Here is a 19,130-nt window from a genome sequence, read left to right on the forward strand (position 1 = left end):
GGCCGCGTCATGACCAACCAAAAGCACGAGCGCGGACAAATGCACCACGTTCGGCGCAGCGTCATGGCGCACCAGCGGCTGGATCGCCCTTTCAGGGCTTTGCTGCGCACCGCCCGATCTGTTCCCGAGGCGGCGCCCCGGGCTGTCGTCCCAGCCGGCTTACTTCTTCTTCGTCTTACGTTTCGATCGACGTTTCTTGCCGTTTGACTCCGCGTCCTGGCCCGGCTGTTCCTCGCCGAAGAGGTCGCCATCGGCGCTGCCCTCCTCTTCCGCGGCCAGGTTGATCGGCGCCCGGCGGTCTTCGCAGATGATCACGCCGTCGTCTTCGGCCAGACGCCCGCCGTCATCGACCACGTTGCCCGAATCGTCGAGCACGTAATCCGCCTCGGCCGTGCGGCGCTGGGCCTGCTTCATCAGGGCGTCGTAGAGCGCCTGGCCATCGGCGCCGGTGATCGATTCGCAGGCGCGGCTGATCTCGCCGATGTAGCGCAGAAACGCGCCGCGGCGCTCGCCTTCGCGGCGCATCTTGCGCCGGCGATTGAGATACGTCTGCAGCTTGCGGCCGCACTCCTGCAAAGCGAGGCGCATCTCCTTGCGGATCTCGTCGTAGTCGGCGATCGCCTCTTTGCTCTCGCTCGTGAAGGGCACCCACACCGAAGCCATGTGGATCATCACGACCAGCGGGCCGACCGGCAGCGAGTTGCGCGGCTGGGTCATGCCGTAGTTGCGCCAGTTCGTCTCCACCGCCGCCTTGAACGACGAGCAGGACGACTGCTGGTAGAGCAGCGGCACGCGATTGGCAAAGCGAATGACGCGCGCCTGGTCTTCGGCGGGCAGGTCGCCGCCGTAGGCCAGGGCCGCTTCGATGACAAACGGCCGGCCGCGATAGACCGCCGCTGGCCGCGTGCTCGCTGAGTAGAACTCCGCCTTCACTTCCTTGAGCAGGCCCGCGAGCAGCGTGCGCGTGCCGATGGGCTGCACACAGTTGGTCGGCGGGGCCATGATCTTCACATCCTGGATCGCCTTGTAGAGGCGCTCGGCGTCGCTGTGCCCGACCTGCTTGATCCACGTGCGATCGGTCAGGCCGGCCTTGGCGCAGATCTCCTTGGCCACGCTCGGCCCGACGCGGCAGAACTCGTTCTTGAAGAACGCGCCCAGTTGCGTCGTCTCAGTGCGCTCGAGCATCTGGATCAGCGTGCCCAGTTCGATGCCCTTGGGGTGCGGCTTGATCTCTTCCGTCTCGGGCGGCAGTTCATCGACCGTCCGCGCATACTCGACGCGCTCGTTGGTCGGCAGCACGTAGGTGATCCGCGCGTGCGGATTGGCGATCGCCGTCTGCTCGAGGTATTCGTCGATGCTCTGGCGGCCCTTGAGGTACTTGCCTTCGAGTTCGATGGTCACCTGCGTGCCGTGACCTTCCGCGAAGAGCTGATCATCTTCGGGGTGTTCGGTTTCGCTGACGACGTCGGCCTTGTTCTTGCTCGTATCCATCTTGAGCACGACTTCGTGGGCCGGCTTGTTCTTCTTCGTCTTGGAGATGATGAGCACGGGTTTGCCCGTGGTCATGAGGCCGTACATGCCGGCGGCGGAGATGCCGATGCCCTGCTGACCGCGGCTCATTTTGAGGCGGTGGAACTTCGAGCCGTAGAGCAGTTTGCCGAAGATGTTGTCGATCTGCTTGCGGATGATGCCCGGCCCGTTGTCGCGGATGGTCACCTTGAAGCGGTTCTCATCGACCTGGAGCAGTTCGACGTGGATGTCGGGCAGGATGCCGGCCTCTTCGCATGCGTCGAGCGAATTGTCCACGGCCTCTTTGACGGTGGTGAGCAGGGCCTTGCGCGGGTTGTCGAAACCGAGCAGGTGGCGGTTCTTGGCGAAGAACTCGGAGACGGAGATCTCGCGCTGGCTCGCGGCCATGGATTCGGCCGTGGCGCGGGTGCGGGTTTTCTCCTTGCGGCCGGATCTGGCCGGCGCGGCGTCGGCGCTGCTCGCATCAGAGTCGCCGGCCAGTCGCAGTCGCGGCGGCTTCTTGTTCTTTTTTGATGGCATGTCGGGATCGATCGGGGCGGGAGCGAACAGGGAAGTCATGAACCAAGCCCTCCGTGGCTCGAACTGGCGTGCCGTTTCTCTTCGGCATTGAATGGGCGTTGCCGTCAGCGGTCCAGTGGTCCGGGTGGCGAGGCCCCCTGCTTCGGTGTTTTTCGCCGAGGTTGTTTCGCAGGGTCTTGCGGCCGGGCCCTCCGATCGGGTACTCTACCAGCACCGGCCGCATCGCGCATCGATGCGACGAAGCCACCAGCATGAAGGAGACTCACGATGACCCGCCGCCTGAACCTCACCGCACTCGCCGCCGCGCTTCTCGCCGGCGCTGCCCATGCCCAGACCGTCATTGACCCCTCGCGCGTTCAACTCGTCGAACCGGTCGGCGTTCAGGAGATCTACGTCGGCGGGCAGTCGCCGGCCTACGGCATCACCGTCTACGACAACTCCGTCAACTTCAACCTTCGCACCTACGCGCCGGGCCAGGCCAACGTCGAGATGGCCGACGACCTGCACATGGACCGCGGCGGCAACATCGTCTCGCTCCACTTCGCCTACTACCACGGCTTCGTCGGTGGGGGCACAATCACCGCAACGGTAACCGTCTACGACAACGACCCGGCCAACTCAGTCTACCCCGGCAACGGAGCGAACCTGCTGGCCACGTACGTCATCCCCAATCTGCCCAAGCGCGCGATCTCTCTCATCGGCGTGCGCTTCGATCCGCCCGAGCCGCTGCCGGTGCCGCAGGATGTGTGGATGGGCGTGTCGTTCGACAGTTCGAACACCTACGCGGTGCTGTGCCACCCGCCGGTGGTCGGCACGAGCGAAGACATCTTCTCGCAGAACCCGCCGGGCGGGCTGTACTACTTCAGCGGCAATCCGCCGGCGAACTTCTGGTGGGCGGTGCAGATGGATGGCCCGGGCGTGCTGGTGCAGAACCCGCCATCGCCCGGCCGCGCGGGAGTGAACAACACGCTGAGCGTCTACGGCGCCCAGCCGGGGCACGAGGTCTTCTTCGCGTACGCCCTGCGCGAGGGTCAGACGCCGGTGCCCGGCTGCCCGGAGGTGGTCATCTTCCTGCAGCAGCCGACGATCATCGGCAGCGCGATCGCGGATGGCAACGGCGAAGCGTCGCTGAGCGTGTTCGTCCCCGGCGCAGCGCGCGGCGTCACGGTGATCCTCCAGGCCCTCGACCGCGCCGCCTGCAGCGAGAGCAACGCGATCTTCCATCGGTTTGAGTAGGCTGCGGGTATGTCGCTCGATAACGACAGTGGCGCGCTGTCAGGTCACGCTGGTACCACATCCAACGCTGCTGAGCGCCGCAACGAGCGATCGCTTGTCGGATCCGTCGGCCTGGGAATGGTGGTGGTTGCCACGGTCGGAAGCCCGGCGTGCTTCCTGCTGCCCTGCCCGCTGCTCCTGCTCGTCCCGGTCCGCCCTCGCTGGTGCGGCGCTGTCGGATTGCTCATAGGGACGTTGTGTCTGGCGGCCTGGACCAGCTTCTTCTGGACGGCATTCGCCCCAGCACTCGCAGGGATGCGCCAGTACAACCTGACCGCTGGTGAGTATGTGATACTTCTGATGCGCTCCCAAGGCGCTGTAGAGTTGATCGAGCTGCGTCGAAAGTCCGATGGCACACCTCCCGCGTCGCTCGCCAAGGCCGGCGTAACTGGCGAAAATCTCGTCGACGCATGGAACCGCCCTCTCCGATACGTCATCAACCCGGCTAAGGCACGAGGCTATGAACTCGTCACGATTGGCAAGGACGGGATACCGGGGACCCAGGATGACATTGATTTGATCAGCATTCCGCGGAACGGTTTCGAGCTGGCGCCGATGCGTCGCAGTCGAGCTACCGGCTCGGAGAGCGTCCCCCCGGCGGAGTCGGGAGGGTGAGCGACCCATTCGCCGTCCGCTCCGCAATCCTGCTCTGCCCCTACCATTGGCGATGATTCGGCGGGACCGGTTTCTGGATTACGTGGATCGCTTCCGCTCGGCGCGGGTGCTGGTCATCGGGCCGGCCGTGGCGGAGCGCGATGTGCACTGCGCCGTGAGCCGGCTCGCGCCTGACTACCCCATGCCCGTCTACCGCGTCGAGCACGCGAGCGTCCACCCCGGCGGGGCGGCGCTGACGGCCGCGACCATCGCCAACCTCGGCGCCCAGGCGAGCCTGCTGGCGCCCGTCGGTACCGCCGCGCCGGGCAGCGCCATGCGGCAGTGCCTGACCGAATCCGGCGTGACGCTGCTCGACGCCGGCGGCAACGACCCCGACTTCCGCACGCCCGAACTCTTCCGATACCTCGCCCAGGGCCGCCAGCTGCTCCAGGTCCGGCGCGGCTGGAAACCCGGTTCACTGCCCCAGCTGCGCCAGGTGCTCAAGCGACTGACGGGCGGCGAAGACGTGCGGCCCGCGTTCGATTGCGTCTGCATCGTCGCCGGCGAGCCGGAGACGATCACGCGCGATGACGTGCAATTCATCGCGCAGTGGTGCCGATCGCAGGGCGTGCCGCTGGTGTACGACGCCGCCGGCTCGGCCGGGCACCCCGCGCCAGGCGAGGCGGAGCATCTCATCGTCAACGAGCGCGAGTCGCGGCAGATCGCCGGGGCGTGCGGGCTTGACGAGAGTGGCGATCACATCGAGCGGCTGCGGCGCCTGTGCGATGCCGTCGCGCCCAACGTGCTGCTCACATTGGGCCGGCAGGGAGCGGTCATTGCCTGCCGCGGCGAAGACGTGCCTGCCAAGACGGAGGTGCATCCGCTGACGGTGCCCGCCCACGCCATGGCCGACCGGCGCGGCATCGGGTACGTCGTGTCCGGCGTGTATGCCGCGCTCACCGCCATCGGCGCCAGCGCGAGGGAGGCGGGAATGCTCGCGTGCAGCGGGGCGAGCCTCGCCGCGAGCCAGCCCGGGCCCAAGCGGCTCGATCTCGAATCGCTGCTGCGGCTGGGCTATCGCGAAATCGAAACGCACGTGGCCGACGGCATTGAAGTCTTCTCGCGCATTCGCGATGAGCATCTGCCCACGATCGACCGGGCGGCGCGGCTGCTCATGGAGGCGTACAACGAGGGCAAGCAGGCGCTGATCTTCGGCAACGGAGGCAGCGCCGCCGAGGCAAACCACCTCGTGGGCGAACTCACCGGCCGCTTCCGCGAGAGCCGCCCCGGCCTGCCGAGCATCTCGCTCAGCGCCAACGATTCGCTCACCACCTGCCTCGCCAACGACTACGGCTACGAGGATGTCTTCGCCCGGCAGATCGAGACCTTCTGTCGCGAAGGTGACGTGGTCATCGGCCTGTCCACCAGCGGGCGCTCGCCCAACGTCGTGCGCGCCATGGAGCGGGCGCGGCAGCGCGGGGCGCGCGTGATCGCCTTCACGGGGCGCGACGGCGGGGCCATGGCGGACCTGGCGGACGTGGCCATCATCGTGCCTTCTGAAAGCACTGCACGCATTCAGGAAGCGCACCTCTTCATCATCCACGTGCTGTGCGACATGCTCGACAGCCGCCTCGACTCGCAGGGCCGGCTGCATCCCTCGGCTTCGGAGATGTGATCGTGAGTGAGCCGCGCGACATCCTGCTCATTGGTGACGCGATGGTGGATGCATATCTGCGCACCGAGCCGGTGGGCATCTCCGACGAAGCGCCCGTGGCGGTCCTCGACTGGGTCGGCGTGGAGCGGACACTGGGCGGCATGATGAACGTCGCCGCGTCCTGCGCTGCGTGGGGCGGCACGCGGATCATCGGCCTGATCGGCGACGACGAGCCGGGCCGTTTTCTGCGCGACGAGGCGGAGCGGCTCGGGATGCAGGCGCGATGGATCGAAGAGGGCCGCTGCACGATCGAGAAGACGCGCGTGCTTGCCGGGGGCCAGCCCGCGATGCTCGCACGGCTGGATGTGGAAGACATCACACCCGTCGATGACCGCGCCGCGGCCGAGGCTCTGGACGCCGCGCGCGAGCAGATGGCCCGGTGCGGCGCGGTGGTGATCTCCGACTATCGCAAGGGGTTGATCACTGCCGAACTCGCGCGCGAACTGCTCGACGCGGCCGCTGCGGCCGGGCTGCCCGTAATCGTGGATGCCAAGCCCGAGTCGATGGCGTGGTTCAGGGGCGCGACACTGCTCACGCCCAACGAGCACGAGGCGAGGCAGTTTGCCCGGGAAAACGACCTCGATTGTCAGACGATTGACGAACTGGGCCGCTCGCTGGCCACGGCGCTGGATGCCGCCGTGCTCATCACGCGCGGGGCGGAGGGTATGACGCTGTTCGACCGCGAAGGTGCGAGGCTGGGGCATTTCGATGCGGAAGTCCAGCGGCCGATTTCCACGAGCGGAGCGGGAGACGTGGTGGTCGCGGCGATGGCGGCCGGCCTGGCACGCGGTGCGGGGCTTGTTGACGCGGCACGCGCCGCGTCGTGCGCGGCCGCCCGGGCCGTGGTCCGCGAAGGCACCTGCCGCATCGAACCGGGCGATCTATAACTCAGCAGCGGAGTACGAGCGATGCCGTTTGAACGAGCCGACCTGCCGATGCGTGAGATTGTCGCCTTCTGTCGCAGGTGGCGGATTGCTGAGATGGCCTTGTTCGGCTCGGCGTTGCAAGACACCTTCGCACAAGAGAGCGATCTCGACTTTCTGGTCGCCTTCGAGCCGGATGCCGACTGGGGCCTGCTCGAACACGTGCAGATGCGCGATGAACTCGCTGCCCTTGTGAATCGGAGAGTCGATCTCGTCACGCGACGTTCGGTTGAGGCGAGCCCGAACTGGATCCGGCGCGAGGCAATCCTCCGATCCGCGGAGCGGGTGTATGCAGCATGATGACCAGGCCGTCTTGGTGGACATGAGATGCGCCGCTGAACTCGCCATCGAGTTTCTCTCTTCGGCCGATTTCGTCGAGTTCCAGGGCGATTTCAAGACTCAGTCTGCCGTGCTGCACCAGTTGCTCGTCCTCGGCGAGGCGTGCAAGCGGTTGAGCATCGCATTTCAGCAGCGGCACGCGGAGATTCCCTGGAACCAGATCGCCGGCATGCGCGACATCCTGATCCATCAGTATCACAACGTCGATCTCCATGAAGTCTGGAAGACCGTCAAGACCGACCTTCCGCCGCTTGTGGAGTTTCTGCAGCAGCACGCCCCTCGCAACCCGCGCAATTGAGCACTTCACCCTACTTGTTCGCCTTCGTCCCCAGACGCGGATCTCTGTACACTTTCAGCAAACGGGAATCGTCAACCGCTTTTCCTTTCACAGGGGTGAACCATGACCGCCACGCGCGTTGAAAAAGATTCGATGGGTGAAATGACCGTCCCGGCCGAGGCGCTCTACGGCGCCACGACGCAGCGAGCGGTCGAGAACTTCCCGATCTCGCATCGCCCCGTGCCCGCCGAGGTCATCCACGCCTTCGGCCTGCTCAAGAAAGCGTGCGCCGAGGCAAACCTCTCGCTCAAGAAGCTCGATGAGCCGCGCGCCAAGGCGATCATCAAGGCCGCCGAAGCCATCGCGCAAGGCAAGCACGACCGCGAGTTTCCCATCGACATCTTCCAGACCGGTTCGGGCACGAGCACAAACATGAACGTCAACGAGGTGATCGCCAACCTCACGTGCATCGCCGCCAAGAAGCCCATCGGCTCGCGCGATCACAAGAACGCGGTGCACCCCAACGACCACGTGAACATGGGGCAGTCGAGCAACGACACTTTTCCGACGGCCATGCAGGTGGCTGCGGCGGTCTCGATCGATCGCGATCTCATCCCCGCACTCACGCGGCTGGCCAAGGAACTCAAGAAGAAGGCCAAGGCGTGGGACAAGATCGTCAAGGTCGGCCGCACCCATCTCATGGACGCTACGCCGATCCGGCTCGGCCAGGAGTTCTCGGGTTACGCGGCCGCGGCTGAGTACTCCGTCACGCGCGCCAAGCGTGCCATGCAGCGCCTGGCTGAAAATCTCCCCCTCGGCGGCACGGCCGTGGGCACGGGCATCAACACGCATCCGAAATTCGGCTCAATGGTCGCCGACCTGCTCAGCAAAGCAACGGGCGTGAACTTCGCCGAAGCCGAGAATCACTTCGAAGCCCAGTCCACGCGCGACTGCGTCGTCGAAGCGTCGGGCGAACTCAAGACCATCGCCGTCTCCCTGAGCAAGATCGCCAACGACATCCGCTGGCTCGGCTCGGGACCGCGCTGCGGCCTTTTTGAACTCGCCCTGCCCGCCACCCAGCCCGGCTCGTCGATCATGCCCGGCAAGGTCAACCCCGTCATGTGCGAGTCCGTCATGCAGGTCGCCTGCCAGGTCATCGGCAACGACGCCGCGATCACCATCGGCGGCCTGGGCGGCGTGGGATCTCTGTTTGAACTCAACGTCGCCATGCCCATGATGGCCGACAACATGCAGTCGAGCATTCACCTGCTCGCCAACGTCTCCAACGCCTTCACCGACAAGCTCGTCATCGGCCTGGAGGTCAATGAGAAGATCGCAACAGGCTTCGTCGAGAAGTCGCTCATGCTGTGCACCAAACTCGCGCCGGTCATCGGCTACGACAACGCCGCCAAGGCCGCCAAGGCCGCGTTCAACGAGGGCGTGACGATCCGCGAGTACTGCCGGCAGCACAATCTCGTTGACGAGAAGACGCTCGACAAGCTGCTCGACGCCCGGTCGATGACCGAGCCGGACAAGGCCTGAGGTATCCGCCCGCCAAGCCGGCGCTTCAGGCGCGTCATGCTCGCTGGTTTCGCTCTTTTCTCGGCCCGAGCCGATATCCGGACGCAAGTCGGGCTGGAGATGATCCGATAGCCACATGGGCTTCCGATCCGCCTCCACATCGAGGACAGGGCCATGGCGACATTCGATGCAACCGGCCAGGACCGCCGCACGAGTCCGCGCATCAGCGCTGCGCACGCGGCGAAGGTGTTCGACCCCCGGGCTCAGCGCTACCACCCGGCGCAGACGTGCAACGTCTCCGCGTCGGGCGCACTGCTCAAGGTGCAGCGCTCGATGCCGGTGATGAGCGGCGACCGCCTCGACGTGGCGATCGACGCCGACGATGCGACGCGGCGCGTGCTGGCGCTGGGCGACTTCGTGCCCTCGCGCGTCGTGCGCGTCATGGCGATCGACCGCTTCAGCCAGGCGGTGGCGGTGCAGTTCCATGCGGCGAGCGACTTGCCCGCCGAAGACCCCGCCGACCCGATCATTCACACCTGGGTCAAGCCGCAGCCCGAGCGCATCGCGGCCTGACGCTTCAGAACGCTCCCCACGATACGTCGCTCTGTAGCAGGGCGCGCTCGAGTCGCTGCATGCACTGCTCGCGCGAAATGGCGATACAGCCAAACTGCTTGAGGTGCGTGTTGACGAACTGCGTGTCGAGCAGCGTGTACTTGCGCCGGCGGAGGTGTTCGACGAGCGCGACGAGGCAGACCTTGCTTGAATCGGTGCCGCCGATCTCGGGCCGGCTGAACATGGATTCGCCGAAGAACGCGCCGTGGATCGACACGCCATACAAGCCGCCGACGAGTTGCCCTTCGCGCCACGCCTCAATGCTGTGCGCCCAGCCGCGCCGATGCAGACCGGCGTAGGCGGCGACGATCTCTTCGCTGATCCAGGTCTCGGGCTGCCCGGGGCGCGGCAGGGCGCATTGCCGCATGACCTCTTCGAACGACGTATCCGCGCGCAGCTCGAACACGCTCCGCCGAACTGTTTTGCGAAGCGAGTCGGACACGCGAAACCCATCGAGCGGGATGTGGCCGCGCGGATCGGGGCTGTACCAGTGGATCTCGCCCGTTTCCGGCTCGGCCATGGGGAAGTACCCCATCGCGTAGGCGGTCAGCAGGGTGCGGGGATTGAGCGCTTCGTCATGTTCGGCCGACCCGTTCACTGCCGAGACGATAGAATCGACATTGACCGATCGCCGACCGCACGGGTCGCACTGACGGGAGAGCGCCATGAAGTATCGCCGGCTGGGCCAATGGGGTGTGCAGGTTTCGACGATCAGTTTCGGCTCGTGGCTGACCGTCCGCAAGCAGGGAGCCGAACTCGCCGCCCGCCTGCACCGCACCGCCTACGAGAACGGCGTCAACTTCTTCGACACCGCCAACGTCTACGGCAACGGCGAGGCCGAAGCCGTCGTCGGCGCATCCCTCGCTCCATTCCGCCGCGACACCTACGTCCTCGCCACCAAGGTCTTCTTTCCCTACGGCGACAACCCCTTCCCCGGCGTCAACGATCGCGGCCTGTCGCGCAAGCACATCTTCGAACAGTGCCACCGGTCGCTGCGCGAATTGCGCACCGACTACATCGATCTCTACCAGTGCCACCGCTACGACCCGAACGCGCCGCTCCACGAGACCTGCCGCGCCATGAACGACCTCATCACCCAGGGCAAGGTGCACTACTGGGGCGTGAGCGAGTGGACGAGCGACCAGATCCGCGAAGCGGTCTCGATCTGCGACGAGCACAACTGGCATCGGCCCGCATCGAACCAGCCGGTGTACAACATGCTCGAGCGCGGCGTGGAGAAGAACATTCTCGGAACGTGCGCCGATCTGGGGCTCGGCGTGGTCGTCTTCAGCCCGCTGGCTCAGGGCATTCTGACGGGCAAGTACAAGCCCGGCCAGCCGCCCGCCGGCGGCACGCGCGCTGCCGACGAGAAGCAGGGCCAGTGGATGCGGCCGCGCATGACCGAAGAGAATCTCCGCAAGGCCGCGGATCTCGCGAAGGTCGCCGAAGGCATGGGCTGCACCGCGTCGCAACTGGCGCTGGCGTGGTGCCTGCGCCGGCCGGAATTGAGCAGTTGCATCGTGGGCGCGAGCAGGCCCGAGCAACTGCTCGAGAACATCGGCGCTGCCGAGATCGAACTGCACGAAGCGGTCATGGACCGGATCAACATGGTGCTCGGGGCTTAGCGCCCTCTGCTACGATTTCGCATGAACCAGCACATCTCGATCTCGCGGCGTGAGGCTCTCGCAATGGGTGGCGCTGTCGTCACTGCCGGCGCGACGAGCCCGCTGCTCGCCGCGACGTCGGCATCCTCGTCGTCGATGCTGCAGCCATCAACCGCCACTTCGCGCCTCTACAAGGCCGACGAGCCGCTGCAACTGCGCTTCGCCGTCAAGTGGGGCATGGTCAACATCGACGCGCCGATCCTGGAGAAGTTCCGCATCCTCAAGTCGATCGGATTCGACGGCGTCGAACTCGACAGCCCCGGCGGGCCGGACATCAAGGAGGTTCGGGCCGCGAGCGAAGCGACCGGCCTGCCCGTGCATGGCGTCGTCGATTCGATCCACTGGAACGTGCGCCTGTCCGATCCCGATCCCGCCGTGCGCGAGAAAGGTCGGGAGGGTCTCGAGACGGCGATCCGCTACAGCAAGCAGTGCGGCGGCTCGTCGGTGCTGCTCGTTCCCGGCGTTGCCGGCAACCAGGAAAACGAAAACCAGCAGCAGTGCTGGGACCGCTCAATCGAGCATATCCACAAGGCGCTTCCCCTTGCCGCCGAACTGGGCATTCACATCCTCGTCGAAAACGTCTGGAATCGATTCTGCTACGACCACGATGGCGGCAACGACCAGAGCGCCGAGCAACTCGCCGCCTACCTCGACGCCATCAACAGCCCATGGGTCGGCTCGTACTTTGACATCGGCAACCACCGCAAGTACGGCCGGCCCGAGCAGTGGATCCGCACGCTGGGCAGGCGCATCACCAAGTGCGATGTGAAAGACTGGGGCGTCGCCGGCGGCTGGGCCGAGATCGGACAAGGCGACGTCGATTGGCCGGCGGTGCGGACGGCTCTGCGGGAGATCGGCTTCACCGGCTGGTGCACGGCCGAAGTCGGCGGCGGCAACGAACAGCGCCTCGCGACGATCAAAGCCCAGATGGATGCGGCGCTCCGCGCCTGATTAAACACAAAACACACCGGGATCAGTTCACCAGCGTCACGGCCTGTCGCGGCAACCAGGTTTCGCGGCCGTCCACCAGCCGCGCCAGCAGCCAGTCGCGCCGGTCTTCGATCACGCTGAACTCGACGCCTTCGGCCAGCGGGTCTGTGAAACTCGGCTGGTAACCGATCTCCGACGGCCCCAGTCGTCCCGTGACGTCGCGCATGACCACGCCTTGCGGCTCGCGGTCGATGCCGAGATGCTCGACCGTGAGCGAGATGACCAAGGCCGCGGCGACCACGCCGGCGGCCCACGCGGGCCAGCGCGGCCAGGCGCGCCTGCTCCTGCTCAGCCTCGCCAGCGCCCAGAGCCACATCACGCCGGAGAAAATGACCAGCAGGAGCAACCTCGCGCGCGTAGACCACTGATCATGCCAGAAGAGCAGGTCTTCGCGCACGCGGCTGGCGGCCCTGGGCTCGATGTGCGTTCTGACGCGCCGGCGCGCCTGCTGGAGGTTTGACACGAGGTGGCGATCGCCGGCGATGTATTGCTCGGCCCGGCGGTAGGCGAGAATCGCCGAACCCACTTCGCCCGACAACAGGTGCGCGTTTCCGATGTTGTAGAGCAGCCGGCCGTTGTGTATGCCATGCTCGTCGATGATGCGCTGCCAGGTCGATGCCGCGCGCTCGAATGACGCCGTCGCATCGGGCGAGTCCTTGGCGCGCTCGTCGAGCCCCTTGTCGAACGCGGCCTGCGCCTCGGCAAAGAGCGCTGCGGCGTCGGCGGGCGCCTGGCCAGCCTGCTCTTGCTGCCGCGCCGCGGCGGGCAGCGTGAGCAGCAGCATTGCGAGCACCGTCATCAGGGTTCGATGGAAGGTCATGCCGCCACCTCCTCTCGCCGGGCGGTGGCGCGATCGATCTGGACGAGCAGCGACAGGGCTTCGGCTCGCCACTCGTCGCCATGATCGTGCGCTGCGCCGCTGTAGCGGGCTTCGTCGCACTGGTGCAGCAGTTCATCGAGGCGCCGGGCCAGCGAGGCGTCAATCGGCTCGAGCAGGGTGACGCAGTCCGAGGTCGTCAGACCCGCGGCGGGCCGGTCGAATCGATCCGCCATGTACTGCCGCAGCGCGGCGCCCACCTGGTCGGCGACCGACTCGCCCGGGCGCGGCGCTTCAAGAGAGCGTCTGGCGGCGCCAAGCGCGCGGCGACGGCGACGGATCGATTCGTCGCCCCGGCCCCGCTTGCGCCACATGAGCATCATCAGCGCGCTGAAGTACAGCGCCGGCGGAGCGCCCAGCGCCGCGATCCACACCGGTGATTCGAGGGCCTCCGCGAGAACGAAGCGCTGATCAATGAGCGACTCGGCGGCGCCGTAGTTGTACTCGATCCCGCCGGCCGCATCACGCAGGTCGCTGCCCATCGGCCCGTCCTCCTCGGCGCCGACCGCGTCACCGGCGGTCACAATCCGCGTCGGCCGCACCTGCAGGGGTATCGCGTTGGAGGAAGCAACGGCGTACTGCCCGGTTTCGATGTCGAAGTACGGCAATTCGATCGCCGGGATCTCGGTCACGGAATCGCGCAGCGGCCGGATGACTTCTTCGTAGATCAGTTGTCCGTTGCGCCGCTCGGGCTCGGAGTGCGAGGGCGTGATGCGGAACTGATCTCGAAAGCCGGGCTGCTGGGCCAGATCGATGCGAGGATCGCGCAGCACGGCGCCGTCCGCGCCGATCCGGATCGTCAGCGTGATCGGATCGCCGACGTTCACATCCGCAGCCGAAGCTGCCGCAGAGATGCGGTAGCGCCCAATGAGCCCGGAGAAGTTCGCCGGGCGACCTTCGGCGGGCAGCGGTTTGACGTTGAGTCGGATCGCGTTGGAGGGAACGGACACGCGCTCAACCTGGTCATCTTCAAAGAACGACCTTGACGGCCGCACGATGACTTCGCAACTGAGCGTGGCCGGACCGAGTTCGAATTCGCCTTCCGCAACCGGAACGATCAGCCGGCGCACGGTAAACGTGTCGTACTGGTTGCCGTCGAGCGTCGCCTGTCCCCGCTCGCCGCGCGCCCGGCTGCCGAGGAAGTCGATCGTCGCCTGGCGCCCGGCGAACTGGGCCGCGTCGGGCGAGTCGTAGGTTTCGAAGCGGCCGTCAAGCCCGGGCATGCGGATCGACACGTTCTGAATCGTCGCGCTCAGATAGAGCGTGGCGCGCAGTTCGATCGCTTCGCCGACGTATGGCGAGGTGTTGTCCACTTCGAGCCGCAGGCGCACGTCCGAGCGGCTCTGGGGTTCGCGCACGCTCACGGTGAGCGGGCTGGTGTGGTACTCCTGGCCGTCCACGGTGACGCTCAGCGCGGGGATGGTCTGGAGGCCGCTGCGCTGAAAGACGACCTGGTAGGTGAAGATGTAGCCTTCGAAGTGATTCTCCTGCCGGCGGCCGTTGATGATGACCGTGGATGAGTGCGAGATGTTCTGCCCGCCGCGCGGCTGCACGTCGATGCCGTCAAGGCGCGGCCAGACCGGCTCGGCCGGCGACGGCGAGCCGTTCACGCTCACCTGCAGCGTCACGGGCTGGCCGACGTAGACGCTGCGCTCGGCGATGGCCGCGCTGACCTCAACCTGCGCCAGACCAGCGCGCGGCGCCAGCGCCACAAGCAGCAGACCCACCAGAACTGCCCAGATGAAACTCACTCGAAATCTTCGACTCATGCTGTGGTCACCAATCCTTTTCCACCGGCTGCGATCGACGGATCCGCGCCCGCTCGGCCCGCTGACGGATCTCGCGTCTCTCCCGTTCGCGATCAAGCAGCCACTGCACGGCCTGCTCGCCGGGGTCCACCTGCTGTTCGGGCTGGCCGGCCTGTGGCTGCGCACCCGGCGCCTGCTGCTGCTCGCTCTGGGGCTGTTGGGCCTGCTGCCCCTCGGGCGGTTGTTGGCCGCCCTCCTGCTCACTCGGCTGTTGGTTCTGCTGCTGGGCCGGTGACGGCTGCCCCTCATCAGGCCGCAACTGCTCCGCCGCGTCGCGCAGGTGCTCGGCCGCCTGCTGCTGGTGCTGCTGCGCCTGCTCCAGTTCGTCCTCGCTGAGCGACTGCGAAGCCTGCTCCTGCTCCTGCCGCGCGGCGTCGAGCGACTGCTGCGCTTTTTCGAGCGACTCGCGCACGTCCGACTGGTCCACCGGCGCCATCTCGGGCGGCACCTGGTTCTGCGACTGCTCGCGGGCGTCATTGGACCGGTCCGGCTCTGACTGCCCGCCCTGCTCCGGCTGGCCGGCCTGCTGATCCTGCTGAGTTGATTGCTGCTGCGCCTGCTGCTGCCCGAGCATCTCATCTACCTGCTGCTGCAACTGCTTCGTCAGCTCATTGAGTTGCGACTGCATCTGCTCAAGTTGTTCGCGCGTCGGCGTCTGAGACTCCTGCTGCTGCGCGTCCTGCTGGGTCTGCGGCGTCTGCGACTCGCCCTGCTCCTGCTGCGACCGCTGCTGCTGCTGTTGCGACTGGGTCTGCTGCTGCTGACCCTGCTGCTGACCCTGCTGCTGGTCTTGCTGCTGCTGGTCTTGCTGTTGCTGCTGCTGTCGGGTCTGGTCGGCAGCCTGCTGCTGCTGGCGGGCGAGTTGCTCCGCCTGCTGGGCCGCATCCTGGCGCTGCTGCTGCATCTGCTTCATCTGCTCGAGCGCCTGCTCAATCTGACGTTGTGCCATGCGGGCAAACTCAAGGTTGCGAGCCGCATCCACATCATCGGGGCTGCGGCGCACCACGTCGCGGAACGTCGCCTCCGCCCGCTGCAGCGTGGACAGCGCCGCCTTGGGATCCTGCTGCACCTGCTGCTGCGCCTGCTCAAGCAGGAGCCGGCCGATGTTGTAGTGCGCGGCATCCGCCAGCGCGGGCGGACACTGCCGCGTCGCCTCGACCTGGCGGAACAGATCCATCGCTTCATCGATTTGACCGAGACTGGAAAGCGCGACGGCTTTATTGAAGGTTGCTTCGATGGGGGCGTCTTCACGGCGCATCGCTTCGTCGTAGAGCGTCGCCGCCTGCTTCAGATCGCCGGCGCGATACTGCTCGTTGCCCTGCTGCACGAGCTGCCGCGCATCGGCCTGCCCCAGCGCCGCTCCACCGGCCAGCAGCGCCAGGCCGGCCGCGCAAGCCGCGACGAACCGCCGCCATTCAGAGTGTCGTGCGTTTGCGGCCACTGATCAGCCCTTCCATGAAAACAAGACTTAGCGCCAGACCGAGAAAGATCTGGAACTTCTCTTCGTATCGGACCGTTTCGGTCGTCGCCATCTCCCTCTGCTGCGCCTGCCTGATCAATTGTTCATACACCTTGTCCAGTTCGATGGTTCCGGTCGAGACGTTGAGATACTGCCCGCCCTGGCTCGCCAGCGCCATCTCCCGCAGCGTCTTCGCATCCAGGCGCGACAGGACCGGCTTACCTTCATGCGTCACGAATGATGGCCGGCCGTATTCATCGGTGATGGGGATGCGCGTCCCGACGTTCTCATCGCCGATGCCGATGGCGATGATGCGGATGCCCGCCTCGCCCGCGGCCCGTGCGGCCTCGACGGGAAAGCTGTCCATGTCTTCGCCATCGGTGATCAGAATAATGTCCTTGTGGCTGGCCTCGTCGGTGTCGAAGACTTCGCGCGTAGCCAGGCGGATGGCGTCGCCGATGAGCGTGCCGCCGCGGTTGACGCTGTCGGGCCCGAGGTTCTCCAGCGCCATGCGCGCAAAGCCGTAGTCGTGCGTGAGGGGGCACTTGACAACGGCCGAGCCCGCAAAGGCCACGATGGCCACGCGATCGCCGCGCACGCCGGCCAGAGCGTCGCGCACCCACATCTTCGTGCGCTCGAGACGACTGGGCGCCAGGTCTTCGGCGAGCATACTGCGCGAGACGTCGATGACAAAGCACACATCGCGCCCCAGGCGCCGGACCTCCTGCGGCGTGGCGTTCCACTGCGGCCGCGCGAGGCCCAGCGCGATCGCCCCCAGCGCGCCCAGCAGCAGGATCGACTTGAACACCGGCCGCACGCGGCTGGCCGAGGCGGCCAGCTCGGGCAGCAGTTTCGCATCCGCCAGCCGGCGCAGCAGCACCGAGCGCCGGTAAAGCGAGTAACCCATCACCACCGCCACCGCCGGCAGCACCCACAGCGCCACGAGGAATCGATCGTCTCCCAGATGCATCACGGCACCCTCCGCAGCAGCGTGGAAGCCAGGAGCAGTTCGGCGAGCAGCAGCGCCCCGGCCGCGAGCGTCCACGGCACGAATTGCTCCTCGTACGACGTATATTCCTTCGAGTGAATCTCCGTCTTCTCGAGGCGGTCGATCTCGCGGTAGATGTCATCGAGCGTCTGCTCGTCTCCCGCGCTGCGGTACGCGCCGCCGGTCATTTCGGCGATGCGGTTGAGCAGTTGCTCGTTGAAGGCGCCGCCGCCGGCAAACACCTGCCGCTCGCCATCGGGCGTCTGGATGGTCATCATGCCCGAGCCGCCGCCGATTCCCACGGCGTAGATCTTGATGCCCCACTCGGCGCACAGCCGCGCCGCCTGTGGGGCTGCGATCTCCGTCACGTTTTCATCGCCGTCGGTGAGCAGCACGATGACCTTGCTCTTGATCTTGAAGTCGGGATCGGTTTCATCCTTCTCGCGCTCGGCGAGTTCGCTCTCGGCATCCTTGAGGCGGGCCGCGGCGAGCGCGAGGCCTTCGCCAATAGCCGTGCCGGCGTCTACCGACTGCGGATGCGCGAGTTGAATCGAGTTGATGAGATCGCCCAGGGTTTCATGGATGCGCACAAGCGGGGAGACCGTCTCGGCGAAGCGGCCGAACGTGACCAGTCCGATCAGGTCATCCGGGCGGCCCTCCAGACCGCGGTCATTGCCTTCGATGAACTCGCGGCAGAGTCGTTTGACGACGTCGATGCGCGTCGTGCCGCGGCGCGGGTCGAGTTGCTGGTTCATGCTCCACGAGCGATCGACCACGAACATGAGCGCGACGCCCTCGGCCGTAGTGCGCACTTCGCCGATGCCCTTCTGGGGCCGGGCCAGCGCCACGATCAGACACAGCAGCCCGATGGTGCGCATGATCGGCAGCGTCGGCAGCAGGCGCGTGCGCCACGACGGCCGCACGCCGGCCACCAGGGCGCGCGACGAGAATCGCAGCGACGGCCGGCGGCCGCGCCAGCAGCTCAGCCACGCCAGCAGCGGCGCCAGCGGCAGCAGGAGCAGCAGCCAGGGTGTCGCGAAGTGCGGCATCACGCCACCGCCTCCTCAGTCGAGAGCCTGCGGGCCGAGCCATCCGGCGCCAGTTCGATGATCGCATCTTCGCTCCGGGTGCGGTTGATGAAGGCGCGCACAGTTTCAAGCGTCGCATTCATCTGCGTTGGATCGGGCACGTGTTCGGCAAACTTGACCATGTCGCAGTGATTGAGAAACTCCTCCAGCAGCGCCAGGTCGCTGCGATCGATGGACGTGAACCGGGCCGCGCGCGCCGCTTCGAGGAACTCCTCGGTCGTCTGCTCCGGCGCCCGCACGCCGAAACGATCTTCGATGTAGCGGCGCAGGATCCCTGAGATGCGCTGGTAGAAGAGCTTGTACTGCCCGCGCTCGGTCAGGCCGTCTGCGATGAGCCGGCCCAACTCGGCCAGGGCGATCTCGTGCGCCTTGCGCCGCACCGGTTCGGGCACAGAGGGCCGCCGCGCTCGGGCGATCAGAAATGCCGCCAGCGCGGCCGCAAGAAGCGCGCCGCCGCCGATGCCCGCCCACGCCCACCACGGCCAAGGCACAGGGGCCGGCTCCACCACGCCGCGCAATGCTGCAGGCTGGGGCGACTGCTCACCCGGCGGCCACTCCGACACCACCTCAAGGGGCACGGAAATCGAGTGCAGCACCACGCGGTCATCAGACGTGCTCGCTTCGCCCTTGAGATCGCAGACGATTTCGAAAGGCGCGATCTCCGCCCGCCCGGGCAGGTACGGCTCGATGGTGAACTCGAATCGTTCCTTGCGCTGCGCCGCGCTCGTGCTGAGCGTGACGTGCCGGCTGTCGGCGATGCGCCAGTCCTGCGGCAGCGAGTCGTCGATGCTCACGGCCTTCAGGCTCGCCTCCGCCGGGGCCGTCACGTCAATCGTCAACTCCACCGAGCCGGAGGTCCGCACCTGGCGCGGCTCGAGGGTGATCTTCGCCTGCACCGGCCCTTCCTGTACGCGATGAGAGACCGGTTCGCCGGCACTGTCGGCCGGCGGTG

18 protein-coding genes are annotated in these 19,130 nt (G+C 66.5%); 10 read left to right on the forward strand and 8 right to left on the reverse strand.

Translation table 11 applies throughout. The features are described 5' to 3' along the window. Positions 1-159: 159 nt before the first annotated feature. Entirely contained in the window at positions 160-2,049 is a 1,890-nt protein-coding gene (locus IT430_05720; protein ID MCC6907420.1) for a DNA topoisomerase VI subunit B, read from the reverse strand. Between the two features lie 267 nt (positions 2,050-2,316). Here IT430_05720 and IT430_05725 point away from each other — a divergent pair, with 267 nt between their 5' ends. From IT430_05725 to IT430_05760, 8 genes are all read left to right on the forward strand, one after another. Continuing rightward, positions 2,317-3,285, forward strand: coding sequence for a hypothetical protein (locus tag IT430_05725; GenBank protein ID MCC6907421.1), 969 nt, complete (start codon positions 2,317-2,319; stop codon positions 3,283-3,285). A gap of 9 nt (positions 3,286-3,294) precedes the next feature. Then, entirely contained in the window at positions 3,295-3,939 is a 645-nt protein-coding gene (locus IT430_05730) for a type II secretion system protein GspG (GenBank protein MCC6907422.1), read from the forward strand. 52 nt (positions 3,940-3,991) lie between these two features. Beyond that, complete coding sequence (locus IT430_05735) at positions 3,992-5,593, forward strand: SIS domain-containing protein (GenBank protein ID MCC6907423.1); 1,602 nt, start codon at positions 3,992-3,994, stop codon at positions 5,591-5,593. Positions 5,594-5,595: 2 nt separating this feature from the next. Beyond that, entirely contained in the window at positions 5,596-6,519 is a 924-nt protein-coding gene (locus IT430_05740; protein ID MCC6907424.1) for a bifunctional hydroxymethylpyrimidine kinase/phosphomethylpyrimidine kinase, read from the forward strand. A 21-nt stretch (positions 6,520-6,540) separates the two neighbouring features. Further along, positions 6,541-6,855: a nucleotidyltransferase domain-containing protein gene (locus IT430_05745; protein ID MCC6907425.1), complete on the forward strand. Its 315-nt coding sequence runs from the start codon at positions 6,541-6,543 to the stop codon at positions 6,853-6,855. Then, complete coding sequence (locus IT430_05750; protein MCC6907426.1) at positions 6,845-7,192, forward strand: DUF86 domain-containing protein; 348 nt, start codon at positions 6,845-6,847, stop codon at positions 7,190-7,192. The genes IT430_05745 and IT430_05750 overlap by 11 nt, the downstream gene beginning before the upstream one ends. Before the next feature lie 102 nt (positions 7,193-7,294). Next, positions 7,295-8,713 (forward strand): class II fumarate hydratase, encoded by a 1,419-nt coding sequence (locus IT430_05755; protein ID MCC6907427.1) that lies wholly within the window; start codon positions 7,295-7,297, stop codon positions 8,711-8,713. A 153-nt stretch (positions 8,714-8,866) separates the two neighbouring features. Continuing rightward, positions 8,867-9,265 carry a PilZ domain-containing protein gene (locus IT430_05760; protein MCC6907428.1) on the forward strand — a complete coding sequence of 133 codons (399 nt, stop codon included), beginning with the start codon at positions 8,867-8,869 and terminating at the stop codon, positions 9,263-9,265. 4 nt (positions 9,266-9,269) lie between these two features. On the opposite strand, the gene IT430_05765 is transcribed toward IT430_05760, so the two are convergent. Beyond that, complete coding sequence (locus IT430_05765; GenBank protein MCC6907429.1) at positions 9,270-9,971, reverse strand: leucyl/phenylalanyl-tRNA--protein transferase; 702 nt, start codon at positions 9,969-9,971, stop codon at positions 9,270-9,272. On the opposite strand from IT430_05765, the gene IT430_05770 reads away from it, so the two are divergent. Beyond that, entirely contained in the window at positions 9,970-10,929 is a 960-nt protein-coding gene (locus IT430_05770; GenBank protein MCC6907430.1) for an aldo/keto reductase family protein, read from the forward strand. The two genes, IT430_05765 and IT430_05770, sit on opposite strands and share 2 nt — an antisense overlap. Positions 10,930-10,950: 21 nt before the next feature. Continuing rightward, on the forward strand, positions 10,951-11,919 hold the full coding sequence (locus tag IT430_05775) for a sugar phosphate isomerase/epimerase (GenBank protein MCC6907431.1): 969 nt from the start codon (positions 10,951-10,953) through the stop codon (positions 11,917-11,919). Positions 11,920-11,941: 22 nt separating this feature from the next. On the opposite strand, the gene IT430_05780 is transcribed toward IT430_05775, so the two are convergent. The 6 genes from IT430_05780 to IT430_05805 are packed head-to-tail and all read right to left on the reverse strand — an operon-like array spanning position 11,942 to position 19,074. Further along, positions 11,942-12,778 (reverse strand): hypothetical protein, encoded by an 837-nt coding sequence (locus IT430_05780; GenBank protein MCC6907432.1) that lies wholly within the window; start codon positions 12,776-12,778, stop codon positions 11,942-11,944. Next, positions 12,775-14,604 (reverse strand): protein BatD, encoded by a 1,830-nt coding sequence (locus tag IT430_05785; GenBank protein ID MCC6907433.1) that lies wholly within the window; start codon positions 14,602-14,604, stop codon positions 12,775-12,777. The genes IT430_05780 and IT430_05785 overlap by 4 nt, the downstream gene beginning before the upstream one ends. 7 nt (positions 14,605-14,611) lie before the next feature. Then, positions 14,612-16,084, reverse strand: a complete 1,473-nt coding sequence (locus tag IT430_05790) for a hypothetical protein (protein ID MCC6907434.1) — start codon at positions 16,082-16,084, stop codon at positions 14,612-14,614. Further along, entirely contained in the window at positions 16,059-17,075 is a 1,017-nt protein-coding gene (locus tag IT430_05795; protein MCC6907435.1) for a VWA domain-containing protein, read from the reverse strand. Before IT430_05795 ends, IT430_05790 begins: the two co-directional genes overlap by 26 nt. Next, positions 17,072-18,142, reverse strand: coding sequence for a VWA domain-containing protein (locus IT430_05800; GenBank protein ID MCC6907436.1), 1,071 nt, complete (start codon positions 18,140-18,142; stop codon positions 17,072-17,074). The genes IT430_05795 and IT430_05800 overlap by 4 nt, the downstream gene beginning before the upstream one ends. Further along, a complete protein-coding gene (locus IT430_05805) occupies positions 18,139-19,074 on the reverse strand; it encodes a hypothetical protein (protein MCC6907437.1) in 936 nt (311 codons plus the stop codon). Before IT430_05805 ends, IT430_05800 begins: the two co-directional genes overlap by 4 nt. Positions 19,075-19,130: the final 56 nt, after the last annotated feature.

Source organism: Phycisphaerales bacterium, assembly GCA_020852515.1.
GTDB lineage: Bacteria > Planctomycetota > Phycisphaerae > Phycisphaerales > UBA5793 > UBA5793.